Below are 12,903 nucleotides of genomic sequence, written 5' to 3'. Positions count from 1 at the left end.
CAGCTTGAAATCGCTGGTTGGAGAATTACGGGTTAAATCTCAAAGTTTCATCGTCATACTTTTGAAATGAGTCCTTGGTAAGCGTAGAAAGAATATTAACGCTTACCGATAGGATCTCACATGCCACATCGCCTCTATCAACATCTGGAAACCATTTGGAATTATCATCGCCTTGGGCATACCCCTGAACAATGCGATTGTATTTTTGTGCTCGGCAGCAATGATGTTCGCGTGGCTGAGCAGGCCGCAGCGCTCTATCACCAAGGGCTTGCGCCTTATGTCATGATTTCAGGCGGGAAAGGGCGCTTTACGGAAGACGCATTTGAAAAATCGGAAGCGGAAACCTTTGCAGAGATTTTGATCGACGAAGGTGTGCCAGCATCTGCGTTGTTATTGGAAAAAAAAGCGACCAATTCAGGCGAAAACATCACGCTGTCTTATGCGTTGATGAAAGAAAAAGGGCTTAGCTTTCAGCGTTTGTTGTTGGTTCAAAAGCCGTTCATGGAACGCCGAGCGTTCGCGACGTTTATGAAGCAGTGGCCAGAGCCTGTCCAATCAGTGCTTGTCACATCACAAGCGGTTTCTTTGATTGATTACCCTAACGAAGACTTACCTTTCGACATGGTCGTCGATGCCATGATTGCCGATTTCGAGCGCATCCAAACGTACCCCGCCCAAGGCTTCCAGATAGAACAAGACGTCCCGAAAGAGGTGCTTGATGCGTATGCTTTGGTCAAGGAATGGCGACCCTCTTCGGAATGGAAATAATGCATCGAGCAGGGCAATCAAAGCGAAATGACCTCGCTTAAATCTTTGCACTTTTCTCCATCCAATAAAACACCTCCAACTGCCATGCGGCCAGTTGGAGGTGTTGTTTTAACCGTTGATTATATTCACGTACTCATGCATTCACTTTGCGCTCACCGTTTAGAATGGCGCGAGGGCGTCGCTGACCGCGACTGGCACCGTCCAACGATCATGTGCATCAATCGCAGGGACTTGTAGCCTTGGCGATGGAATGCTCATGCGATCGCCATACAACCAAAATACAAGATTAGTACGTGTCCCACTGGTGATCGGATGGGCCGCGTGTGGAACACTGCCACGGTGAATCATCGCCACACCGGGCTCGAAACGCACACGTTTTACATTGCGTGTTGCTGGGTCATACAAATCCAGTTCAGAGCCCGTGTATTCTTCACCTGGCAAGTTCAGATTGACGTTCATTGTCGCGGCGGATGCATCAGTGTGTAAGCGCAGTGATGTGTCCATGCCAGGTTGATACTGAATCGAAAAACCGAACGTTTGTGTGTCAAACCCCATGACTTCAGGGAATAGCAAACGCGCAATAGGGCGCATGTATTTCTCTAAGATCGCGTTATAGAATGCTTGAAAGTTTGGCGCTGCCAAATACCCTTCTGAGCGTTGGTCAAGCATTGCACCGTGGCGATTAAGCGCGATGCCGTAAGGCGGACGAAGTGGGATGTTCGCATTCGCAACACGCGCTAAGTAATCACGCAAATCAGCAAGACGCGCTGGGTCGAAGAATTGTGCTTGGTAAACGCCCGGCGACACTTGTTCCCACAGGTCTGCGACCGTCGTTTCTGTTGTTGGGTTTTCCCATGCTTGTTCAACGGCGTTACGCAATTTCGCATCGAGTAATGTTTCATCAATAGTGAACAATGGGTCTTTCTCTGACGCTTCCCACTCTTTCCACGCATCGGTAAGTAGCATTCTGTTTTCATCCCAGAAACGTTGCACAGACATATCGCGATGCAGCATGGCTTCTTGAGAAGGCAAATCTAATGCACGAGCACGCTGCAATTGACTGCCTTGGGTGTGTTCTTTTACGAGTACTGTATGTGTCATCTTCCTTTCTCCGGCAATTTTTTAATCATTGTTTGTGCTAGCGATGTCGACGAATGCACTCTATTACAGCTTTAATTGTTGATAAACAGGATGAGTTTAGATTCAGAATTTAGCTTTTCTATATAATTGGGAGACTAGAGGCTAGAGGCTAGAGGCTAGAGGCTAGAGGCTAGAGACTAGAGACTAGAGACTAGAGACTAGAGACTAGAGACTAGAGACTAGAGACTAGAGACTAGAGACTAGAAACTAGAAACTAGAGGGAGGAGAGAGTAATGCGAAGATGCGAGGGGATAACGGAAAAAAGCGCACTGAGCATAGAGGTTCAGTGCGACAAACTTGGTTTAGGCTTTCCAGTAGTTATTCGCAGCAGCAACGGTTTGAAAGTTGGTTGCCACCACCTGAGAAACCGCGATGAGACTGTCCGCACTCTCAGCATATTGAGGTCGCAACTTGTCTCTCACTTCATCAGACGGTTGAGTGTACTTAACGCCCATTCTCGACATTTTAATCGCGAGTTGATATCCCTCTTCTGGGGTGTCAGTGATCAATGTTGGTAACCATGTATTGCTCATATTGCCTCCTTTTTATGTTTGCTCACATATTGTTCGTGTACGAACTATATGTCAACGAAATGGAGTGACTTTATCGCGTGTTTGTCCATAATGAGACGGCAACGATTGATTGGGAGTTTTTTGGTGGCGGTTGCAGATATTGATAAACAACTGTGTTTTGCGCTTTATTCAACGTCAAACAGAGTCACGAGTATGTATCGACAGTTATTGGAGCCATTGGGGCTGACGTATACCCAATTTGTCGTCTTAATGGTGCTTTGGAAGGAAGATGCATTGTCCATTAGCCAACTTGCACAGCGCGCTGCGCTGAGTAAAGCGACAATGACGCCTTTGCTCAAACGGCTTGAACAAAAAGGGCTTATCCGACGTGAAGCCTTGCCTGACAATGATCGTCAAAAGTCCGTGGTATTGACACAAGAAGGACGTGAGCTTTCCTACGACAGTGCAGACATTACGGACAAAGTATTCTGCATGACAGGGTTAACGGCGGAAGAAGCCAATCTGATGATCACACTGTGCGCAAAGATTGGAGTAGAGACGGAGTAATACTGGTTATGCTGAGTATCAGCGACGCTGACAGCTGGTGCAGCCTCTGCACGCTTGGCGTGTGTGTTTATCTAATCGCGAGCGTTGAATATTGCAGTACGCATTTTTTAATACGCGGCGTGCTTAAAACCAATCATCAGGTTTTTGCAGGATCAGATACCCATTGAATTTCTTCATCAGCGGCAGTCGGTATTCGTCGATAAAACGGCTGTCGTAACCAATGTCGAAATGGTCGAGTGCCTGCTCGATGCAAGTGAAGCTCGATAACGTGTGTTGAATGTCTGTGGTGCTCATTGCGGGTCTTATGACGTTCTAGGCGCGAGGAATGGCAAGCAACATACCATCGCGGCATGAATGCCGTTTTGATCTCCGTGCGCCTTCGTTGATTTATCTTTCCGGATGCAGCAATACGCGCTTGCGACGCGCATTTATCCACTCGCATTCATCCAAACGCATTCATTGACGCACATGTACCTGCCAAATCAGTAGTTAAAACGCCCGATCATGGTGTTTAAATTCTCCGCCTGACCATTAACTTGGTCCATATTGTCGTTAATACGGTTGAGGATTTGTGCGCATTGATGAATGTTGTCGTTAACCGCTTTGATGCTCGCAGACACATCATTGACCTGGTTGAACTGGGTACGGATCGATTGGTTTACGTTTTCGAAGTTCGCACACACTTCATTGCTGGATGCCGTGATCTTCTTGAGCAAATCCCCAGACAAATTGACTTGCGCAGCCCCTCGCGTAATACGCTCATCAGATTCATTGATCAACAGAGATATTTCCTTGGCGGCATTGGCGCTACGCTGAGCCAGTTCGCGCACTTCACTTGCGACCACAGAGAACCCTCTGCCCTGTTCGCCAGCACGCGCGGCTTCAACAGAGGCATTGAGCGCGAGCAGGTTGGTTTGGAATGCAATGCCTTCAATGGTGCCAATGATTTGCTGCATCTTATTACTCGACTCCGTAATAGACACCATGGCATCTTCAATCTGCCTCACTAAGACTTCATTTTCTTTGGTGTGTGCCAACGCCTTTTGTGACACTGTCACTGATTCGTTGGCGTGGGTTAGGGTGCCATTGATTGTGTCTTGCATGGTTCCCATCATTGAAGAAACGCCTTTCAGCCCTCTGACTTGCGCGTCGAGTTGGGTGTTTAAACTAGACACTTCGCCATAGGTTTCTTCTGAACGCTCGTTCACTGTGGTTGCCGAGGTTTGAATTTCTTCCAGCATGCTAGCAAGGTGCAACATGGTTTGATTGATGCCTTCTTTCAACGTGTCGTAATCACCCGTGACATCAAGTGTGAAAGATTCGGTTAAATTACCGCGAGAGAGGTGATTGAGTACCTGTCTGGTATGCGAAAGAATGGTTTCTAGGTTTTCAGCGGTTCGGTTCACTTCGGTGGCTAGGTTCAGTAAGTCCCCTTTACTGTTGGTATCACAGCGTGCACTAAAGTTACCCACCGATACTTCGCTCATGACGGAAGAAATACTGGCGATGACGGCGTTGGTTGATGTACTTGCCGTGTTCACCGCGCACTTCATTTCATTGAGTTTACCACTGGCTTCTACATGAACGGTTTGACCAAATTGCCCTTCGCTCATGGCTGCCATTACGCTACAAATGTTATTGATCACCGATTCGCTGTTCACGATAGATTGGTTGATAGCCGCTTTCAGTTCGGCCAATTCACCAGACACATTTGCGGTAATGCGCGTGTTGTAGTTGCCCACTTGCAACGCTGTCATCACTTGTTTGGTGTCGGCAATGAAATCTGCCGTGCTTTGGGCGGAATCATTCACTTGATCTTTTAGTGCCTCTAATTGCCCGCTGGCGTTGGACGTCACACGGTGTCTGAAATCCCCCTGTTTGATATGGGACATCACCTCACCAATGTCTTTTACCGTGGTGTCGAGTTCTTGCGCGGATTCATTGATACTGGTTTTAATTACCTGCAAATCGCCAGTGAGATCGGAGGTGACGCGTTGTGAGAAATCCCCCTTAGCCAGGCTGTCCATGGTGGATGAAATGTCACGAACGGCATCATTCAGTGAGCCTAGCATGGTGTTCAACGCATCGGCAGCTTGTCCTGTTTCATCTTTGCTGTGCACTTGCGCGCGTTCAGAGAAACGCCAATGTTCACGCAATGAAAGAATGAAATGGGAGAGATCTTGAATAGGGCGAGAAATAAGGCGACCAAACGTCTTGGAAACAAACAAAACCGACGAAAGCAGCACGATCACCACGAGCAAATAGATCAGACCGAGTGAATAAATTGCTGAGAGTGCCTCCGTGGTTTTTTGCTCAACAACGATTAACCACTCCGCATTGCCGACGGGCACTTTACGGTAAACGGAGAGCGTAGATTCATTGGCATAGTTGTGACCATGAAGCCCAACCTCAGATTCTCTCTCATCACTCGCAATCGCATTATTCACCACATCAGTGTTGATGGTTTTATTCTTACGGAAAGACGACACGACTGTCAGTCCACCTTCATGGAAGGTATCTGAGCGCAAGCGCTTGTCTGGTCCAACGAGATAGGATTCTCCAGTGTCACCTAAACCATAATTGCGGCTCATCACTTGTGTGATTTTCTCAATGGGCAGTTGGACGATCAATGCGGCTTTGGGTACACCGTGGATGTTAATGGGGGTGGCAATAAAACTGGCAGGTAAATCGTAGGAAGGAAGGTACTTTTGATAGTCCACAAACAAGGTTTCAAGGGGTTTCCCTTGAATGATGCTCTCAGACAATTGTTTGTAAGCCACCCCTAACCCTGAATCTTTAAACGGCCCCGTTTTTAAGTTGGTAGCAAAATCGATTTCTTTAAAGACAGAATAAACAATGTCGCCTGACGAAAGATCGACAATGAAAAGATCGTACAAATTGAAATCTTTCACGTATTGCCGAAAGTTAACGTGAACGCGGCGGTGCGCATAGTCGTAATCCGTCGAGCCCGCTTTTCTTAGCTGGTCTTTTTGTCCGAGAGGGTAATGATTTCCCGAAATATAGGCGTGTTGAAGGCTTTTTGTTTTTTGGCTGATAGCGTCAACGAGCGCATCGGTGTCGACGGTATTGGCCCCGGTTTTTTCCAATTTAGCGAGAAATTTAGTGTCATAAAATGCTTTGAGTTGTGCGTTCGATTCTGCGCGGCTAGCTTCATCTTCTACGTCAACAGGATAGAGCTTAAAGGCATTGATGAGCGAGGGTGCTGCTGACATGGTGAGCGGGCTTTTGGCGATATTCAGTAAGATGGTTTCGGTGTTTTCAAAGTAATTTTCTAAGGTGTCGCTTTTCAGGTGCGCAATCGCTTTTAACGACTCGACCTTTTGTTCTTCAAGCGATGTGGAAGAGCTGTACAGTCCGATTAACGCCGTGATCACTGTGGGAATAAGGCCAATCAGACTCAAAATAATGGTCATTTTTTTCACCAATGCAAAATTTTCGAATTGGCGTTTCCAATCTTCCAGCACAGTCATATCCCTTATCGCGAATGATGTATGCCTAAACACGCAAAATCCTATGTTTTCGGTGTGCTTAGGGCTAAATACTCCTAACAAGTGTAGAAAGAAATTTCTCTTTTAGCGCAACATGTTGAGTATGGTGTGAAGGGCGTAAGGCTATTGCGAAGTCAACAGAATTTTTCAGCCGTTTTGCCTACCTTTTTTACTGTTTGTAAAAACACCATTGGACGGAATTTCCCTCCCCAGTTGTCGCGTATTGCGATGACGTCGCACCGCTAAGAGACAAGCTGATGCAATTGCTTGAAGAATGAGAACCATTGTTGGAAAGTGGCGCAGGCGTAAGGACAATTCTGTGAATTTTCCAATAGAAACGTCATTCTATAGCCAAACAACGTCAAGATAGTTCTTCAGCGAGAGTTTGTTGGCTAGCAGGTGTAACGCTGAATTGAAAAAATAGTTGCTCTACGTCGAAAACATAGAGACATGCGCAGCAAGGAGCTTAGCGAAACGATGACGGATAATCACACTTCACCGCAGCACGGTGCTTCTCCCGATCTCACCACCCCCAATTCCAACCCAAATAAAGGAACGGCCAGCCTCTATCGATTTGATATGGCACTGCCGCATTGCCAATGGTGGCTTGCCATTACATCACCGCAAATCAGTTATAACCGCGGCGCGTTGGACTATGACATTCTCGAAATGCGCCACGGCCTCGAAGACGCCAATGCGTGGGCGGCAGAATTTGTTGATTCGTGGGGCATTGAAACACGCCGTGAATGGCATCAAATGATCTATCGACTCGCCATGGGGGAAGTGCATGGCAACATGTGGGAATACGAATTCAACCGCCGTGGTTTTGTTTCCGCCAAGCAGTGGCAAGATAGGCTCAACAACAACGGAAATGAGGTCGCGCAAGGTGAAATGCGTTATCTCGACGTGGTGTATCGTCACGTGGGAAGTGCCGGTTTCCGAGCATGGGATTTCTGTCGAGGGTCGTTTTTAGTGCGTGCAGGGTATGCCGTGGGCAAAGTCACGGCGGAAGAGTGTGCCTTCTTGCTTAACTATCTAAGCCAACAAGCTCAGCGTTATTTTTCGAGCTGGGATCACTATTTGCAGAGCTTTATCTTCGGGCGAAATTATTGGGAATACATCAATGATGAAGATGATGATATCGACAACATTCCCTATTTGCTGAGTAACGGCTTCCACGTGGGTTTTAGTGCCTTTTTCGAAGCATTAGACAATGACCCTGATTCGCCTATTCCGGCGCTTGCATGGGATACCGCACTGCCATTGATGGAACCACCTGAATCCCTCACGGCGATTTTGAATGAAATCGCGGAGGATGAGAAATGAGCATGTGGGAAACCTTGGGCATCGAACCCACCCATGATGAACCTGCTATCAAAAAAGCGTATCGCATCAAGTTACGTCAACATCACCCAGAGGACGATCCTGAAGGGTTTAAACGGGTTCGTGAAGCCTACGAAAGTGTGTTGGCGTTTCTTAAAGAGGGCGGTTCTGTTGATGGTGGTGATCAAGACGCCGCGAATAACCCTGTCGATTCTCAGAGGAATGCATCTGGGAATGCACAAGGAGATGCGCCAGAAAATGTGGACGCGGCAACAAACAACGATACGGCGACCAGCGAGGAAGATGAACATCCACTTGTCACGGAATGCCTTCAAATCTTTGACGATGCCTCAACACGTTTCGTGCCCAATGTATGGGAAGCGTGGGTGGAAAAATCGCAACTGTTGCCGATTGATGAGCAAGAAATCATTTCCAATGCGGTCGTGAATGTCGTCGCTGCTCGTCACTGGATACCGGGTGAAATTATCGACGTGCTCTGGAAAGGTCTGGGATGGAACCTTTTACTGACGGGAACGGAAAAACAAACTGAAATCGGTGAGTACCTGGATGATTGGCGTCAACAAGCGCTTTGGATCCCGATGGAAGACATTGCCGATCTTTCCGATGCAGAACAACGTGCGACACTGAGTTTTCTGCGGCCCTTTAGCATCGCGTTTGGACGCGCCCAGACAGATGCGATGCAGTATTTACTGCGTCAGCCAACCGTTACCAATATGATCCCAAAACCCGCTTTCATGGTGTCATTGCTGCAAGCCTTTATCGCTTGTCGCGCATACCCTGAATCGGTCACAGCGTTGATGCTCGACACCTTGTCGGAACAATCATTGGATGAGCTCGGGATTGAGCAACTGCAAGTGATCGCAGAAATCGCCTTGAAGCTAGGCAGGTCCGATGTTGTTCTCAAGGTCACTGAACGATTTATCAGCCGAGGGGCTTACGCCGATGCGGCAGAAACACAGTATTTCAACACCCTTCGCCAAGACAGCATGCTGGCGGTTTGCTTTGCCTTTCTTCAACAACAATGGCAACCACTTCCATTGGTGTATTGGCGAACAGAGCGACGTTTGTTCCCAGCACCTGAAGAGGGCAATGAGAAACGTTTGTTTGACTGGGTATACGGACAGCTGACGGGGCGCGATATCCCAAGCATCAATCATCGTCTCGATTTTGCAGGAACCGATGGGCTGAGTGCGTTATTGATTCAGGCGCTATGGGCTGCGAACTCAGGCAGTTATGCATGGATGTCTTCTTTAAAAGTACAACTGCATTCTGTGCTTGAGCACGGCGAGTACAACACAAACACCGATGATCGAGAAATCTTTGCACTTCGCCTCACCGCGAAATGGATAGAGCAAACACTGGCGGCGCAGCCTGGGTGCGATACCTTGCGGCTAAAACTTGCGAGTTACGAAACCGATGCCTTCTTGAATACCGACGCGTTAACGCTTGAAGAGGTCAGCTCTTTGTCGAAAGAAGAGTGGCTTGAGTGTGTTCGTCGCCACCCACTTATTTCAGATGTATGGTTTCGCCAATTAGAAGAAGCCGCGATTTTGGTGTCAGATGAAATACGCGAACGCTCTGTGTATCCCGCTTTCGCCGACTCTTTGTGTTTCTACCGTTCAGTGAACCCTGATTATTCGATGGCATCAAGCTATGGTCGGGAACGCTTTGAAGGTGTGTTTGACTGGATGTTGTTCTTCTATTCTCATCTCGGAAGAGGGGGCGCAGACAAACACCAGATAACAAATGCCATTCAACCGTTACCTGACCACCAGCAACAAAATCCGTTGGCGCAGCTACTGCCGTTCGCAACGTATGCAGAGACCTATTTACCGGAGTCATTGGATGGATTAGATGCGTTTCCGGATCAGTTTGTTTTTCGAATGATTGTCGACAATCAAGTGGGGCTATTAACGCGCACCTTCGAACAAGATGCGTTGATGATGATGGCACTTGACGGTGATGTGACGGCGATGGTTGCGTTGTCTCGTATACTTGGACATGCACATTTTGATGAAGCCGTGGTGTTCTGGAATCTGGCCGCTGCTGCCATTCCTAGACGCCCTCAGATTATCGCCGTGGTCGATTGGCAACAACAGCGTTTGTTGGAACTCAGAGAAGACAAGAAACTCACCAAAGACTATTACGAGTATTCGAACCCAGAGTTTCTGCATGCAATGCTCACCAATAACAGGGAATGGTTTACGTCGCCGGCAGAACTCGCTGAAAACTCACCCATCGATGAAGCAAAAGCCTTTCATTACCCTATGTGTAATTTGTTGACGCAACTTCACCTTGGCCTGGATGAGAAAGGCTATGACTTATCGCCGGTAAAAATGCTGTCGGATGCCCGAAAAGGGCAAACCTCGCTTCAACAAGACACCACGGACATTGCGATTGCACAGCTGGATGCAATGTATCAACGGCAGTTGGACAAAGACTTGGCCGAAAAAGGGAAAGACATTCCTACCTTTAGCCGTGGCAAGCTGAAATGGTTAGTGTTTTTCTTTTTGTTAGCATGGCTTGTTGTCTTTCCTGCGACCCTGCAGGATGTCGAGTTTTCATCGTTTGCTACGAAACAAGAAATGGCGATGGAGTTGTTAATGATCGGGATGTTTGCCATCAATGCGTCAGTGGTGTGGCAAATTTCTCGCCCGATGCTCTCAAACGCGAACAAGAAAAAATACGCGATCTATGCGATGTTTACGTTTGTCGCTGCGCTTTTTCTGAAGTCAGTGTTCTTGGCTGCGGTCAATATTTTTGCCCATTTTTTCTCCGCGTCAGGGCTTTCTAAGTTGTATGCGAATGGCAAATGGGAGAAGAAAGTGGTTAAAGAAAAAGCCATTAACTTGCGCGCCATTCTTGGTTTTAAAGATCCAAAAACCAAAGAAAGAAAAGCATCTACGCCTATGGATAAGGAGGAGAAAAACCATGGTCAGTCTTGAGTTTCTCATCACCTGTTTTGTTGTGGTGCTCATTCCCGGAACTGGTGTGTTATATACCGTCGCATCCGGCCTAATGATGGGGTCAAGAGCCAGTTTGATGGCTGCAATGGGTTGTACTGTCGGCATTGTTCCCGCGATGTTGGCGAGTGTCATGGGACTCGCCATTGTCATGCATACCAGCGCGCTGGCTTTTCAGTTTGTTAAATATGCAGGGGTTGCATATCTTCTTTTCCTTGCGTGGCAAATGTGGCGTTCAAGCAGTGCATTGTCTTTTGACGAAAGCCAATCGGAGGACAATCAAAAGAGCTTGTGGCGTATCGCGGTTAGAGGGTGTTTGGTGAACATATTGAACCCTAAATTGACCATTTTCTTTTTGGCCTTTCTTCCTCAATTTGTGCCAGCAAGTGTGGCGAACCCTGGGCTGAATATGCTTTTGCTTGGCGCAATCTTTATGGTGATGACCTTTGTGGTGTTTTTAGCCTACGGATTGTTGGCGACGAGCATTCGGCATCTTGTTATCCATTCTGAAAAGAAAATGGATTGGATGCAGAAAATCTTCGCCGGTAGCTTTGCTGCGTTGGGCCTTAAATTGGCCCTAACGGAACGCCAATAAGCCAAGGTTTGTTCCCATAACGTCAAAAGGTACGTCTTAGTTGGCGTCAAGAACCGTCAAAGCCTCGCGATCATGCGGGGCTTTTTGTTTCTCTGTTTTTTTGCGATTTCTGTGTGCAAGGAACCAAAAAACAGAAAAGCCCGTGAAGATATGGTGTTAGGCGCAACCCTTGCAGGCATTGCCTTCTCAAATGCTTCAGCCTATTCCATTCCTGCCGCGGCAGAGCGTTATACCGAGTGCACACGCGCCATGGGGAATAACCCGCGCGTTCCTGATAGTGGGTGCGTTTGAAGATGAAAGCAACGATTTCGGGCCAGTGATCACTGAGGCGCACAAAAGTGCATTCTCAGTTTGATTACCAGCGCGGAAGACGATGGCGCAGACGTGGTGGGCATCAACGTACCACTGCCGGTTCCCGTGACGTATCAAAGCTTCGGCGGATGGAAACGCTCCTTCTTTGGTGACTTGAGTGCGTATGGACCTGACGGTGTGCGTTTCTATACGCGCCGGAAAACCATCACACAACGTTGGCCTTCTATGACCGTAAGAGAAAGTATCACTTTCTCTATGCCAACGATGAAATAGTAGATAGCTCGCACAAAACCGTAATTCGTTTCACTATTTGCGTGTCTGGAGCGCCTACAGGCTCCGGTTTACCGCATGCTTGGCCTATAATTCGTGCATTGAAATTGGTCTCACGGGTCATAGGATGACGGATCAAAAAAGGGAAAAAGGATCATCGATTCTTCGGGTATTAGAAATCGTTGAAGCGGTTTCTCGTGCTGAGCGTCCCCCCAGTCCCGCAGAGCTCGCCATTGAGCTAGACATACCTAAACCAAGTATTCATCGCTTACTTCAGCAGTTAGAGCGTGATGGGTTTCTGCAAACGGATATGCGTGGCCAGCTGGTGCCCGGATCGCGTTTGCACGATGTTGCGATGGGTGTACTCCACAGCACGCGCTTTAAGGCGAATCGCCAAGCCATCTTGCAGCACCTTTCTGATCTCGTTGGTGAAACTTGCGGGATTTCCATTCCCAATGGTAAAGACATGATTTACTACGATCGTGTGCAAGCCAATTGGCCACTTCAAATCAGCTTACTTGTTGGCAGCAATACACCTGTGTGGTGCACGGCAAGTGGAAAGTTGTACCTCAGTTCTTTACCTGCTCGTCGTCGCCAGCGGTTGATCAATGACCTTCAACTGACGTCGTTAACGAGAAACACCATCATTGACCCCGCGAAGCTTGAAAAAAATCTGAAACAGACTGAGCGAAGTGGGTTAGGGGTGGATAACGAAGAGTTTGTGGATGGAATGGTCGCGGTGGCAGTACCCATCAATAATTGCGATGGTGGGTTAGTGGCTTGCTTGTTCACACACGCGCCGGTTATTCGCAAATCCCTTGATGATTTGCTGCAATGTGAACCGCAACTTCGTGAAGCCGCGGCCAAGTTGGAAGACTTGATGAACCAAGGCATGTAGGTTGGTCTTGCCGATCTGAGCCAAA

10 protein-coding genes and 2 pseudogenes are annotated in these 12,903 nt (G+C 47.8%); 8 read left to right on the top strand and 4 right to left on the bottom strand.

Features of this window, described 5'->3' with window-relative positions; translation table 11 throughout:
• The first annotated feature begins 120 nt into the window (after positions 1 to 120).
• The gene (locus BM082_RS02555) at positions 121 to 768 is read left to right on the top strand and encodes a YdcF family protein (protein WP_074925161.1); all 648 of its coding nucleotides are present in this window, start codon (positions 121 to 123) and stop codon (positions 766 to 768) included.
• 159 nt (positions 769 to 927) lie between these two features.
• On the opposite strand, the gene BM082_RS02550 is transcribed toward BM082_RS02555, so the two are convergent.
• Both BM082_RS02550 and BM082_RS02545 read right to left on the bottom strand, forming a co-directional pair.
• Positions 928 to 1,869 carry a 2OG-Fe(II) oxygenase family protein gene (locus BM082_RS02550; RefSeq protein ID WP_017014758.1) on the bottom strand — a complete coding sequence of 314 codons (942 nt, stop codon included), beginning with the start codon at positions 1,867 to 1,869 and terminating at the stop codon, positions 928 to 930.
• A gap of 341 nt (positions 1,870 to 2,210) precedes the next feature.
• Positions 2,211 to 2,441, bottom strand: a complete 231-nt coding sequence (locus tag BM082_RS02545) for a hexameric tyrosine-coordinated heme protein (RefSeq protein ID WP_017007621.1) — start codon at positions 2,439 to 2,441, stop codon at positions 2,211 to 2,213.
• Between the two features lie 123 nt (positions 2,442 to 2,564).
• Between BM082_RS02545 and BM082_RS02540 the strand changes: the two genes are divergently transcribed.
• Positions 2,565 to 2,987, top strand: a complete 423-nt coding sequence (locus BM082_RS02540; RefSeq protein ID WP_017014757.1) for a MarR family winged helix-turn-helix transcriptional regulator — start codon at positions 2,565 to 2,567, stop codon at positions 2,985 to 2,987.
• An 18-nt stretch (positions 2,988 to 3,005) separates the two neighbouring features.
• Here BM082_RS02540 and BM082_RS02535 read toward each other — a convergent pair.
• A pseudogene (locus tag BM082_RS02535) lies at positions 3,006 to 3,281 on the bottom strand (nitrogenase-stabilizing/protective protein NifW).
• A 188-nt stretch (positions 3,282 to 3,469) separates the two neighbouring features.
• Positions 3,470 to 6,478, bottom strand: a complete 3,009-nt coding sequence (locus tag BM082_RS02530) for a methyl-accepting chemotaxis protein (RefSeq protein WP_017014755.1) — start codon at positions 6,476 to 6,478, stop codon at positions 3,470 to 3,472.
• A 495-nt stretch (positions 6,479 to 6,973) separates the two neighbouring features.
• Here BM082_RS02530 and BM082_RS02525 point away from each other — a divergent pair, with 495 nt between their 5' ends.
• The 6 genes and pseudogenes from BM082_RS02525 to BM082_RS02500 all read left to right on the top strand — a co-directional run bounded on the left by BM082_RS02525 (position 6,974) and on the right by BM082_RS02500 (position 12,878).
• Positions 6,974 to 7,822, top strand: a complete 849-nt coding sequence (locus BM082_RS02525; protein WP_074925159.1) for a DUF1266 domain-containing protein — start codon at positions 6,974 to 6,976, stop codon at positions 7,820 to 7,822.
• On the top strand, positions 7,819 to 10,785 hold the full coding sequence (locus BM082_RS02520; protein ID WP_017016495.1) for a J domain-containing protein: 2,967 nt from the start codon (positions 7,819 to 7,821) through the stop codon (positions 10,783 to 10,785). The genes BM082_RS02525 and BM082_RS02520 overlap by 4 nt, the downstream gene beginning before the upstream one ends.
• Positions 10,772 to 11,398, top strand: a complete 627-nt coding sequence (locus tag BM082_RS02515) for a LysE family translocator (protein ID WP_017007632.1) — start codon at positions 10,772 to 10,774, stop codon at positions 11,396 to 11,398. The genes BM082_RS02520 and BM082_RS02515 overlap by 14 nt, the downstream gene beginning before the upstream one ends.
• 111 nt (positions 11,399 to 11,509) lie before the next feature.
• On the top strand, positions 11,510 to 11,689 hold the full coding sequence (locus BM082_RS02510) for a hypothetical protein (RefSeq protein ID WP_229491733.1): 180 nt from the start codon (positions 11,510 to 11,512) through the stop codon (positions 11,687 to 11,689).
• 93 nt (positions 11,690 to 11,782) lie between these two features.
• Positions 11,783 to 11,983 (top strand): annotated as a pseudogene (locus tag BM082_RS02505) (hypothetical protein); the annotation flags it as partial.
• A gap of 124 nt (positions 11,984 to 12,107) precedes the next feature.
• Entirely contained in the window at positions 12,108 to 12,878 is a 771-nt protein-coding gene (locus tag BM082_RS02500) for an IclR family transcriptional regulator (RefSeq protein ID WP_017007637.1), read from the top strand.
• Positions 12,879 to 12,903 lie beyond the last annotated feature (25 nt).

Source organism: Enterovibrio norvegicus DSM 15893, assembly GCF_900115495.1.
GTDB classification, from domain to species: Bacteria; Pseudomonadota; Gammaproteobacteria; order Enterobacterales; family Vibrionaceae; genus Enterovibrio; species Enterovibrio norvegicus.
Note: the sequence above shows the minus strand (reverse complement) of the source record. Positions and strands in the feature narration are given on the sequence as shown.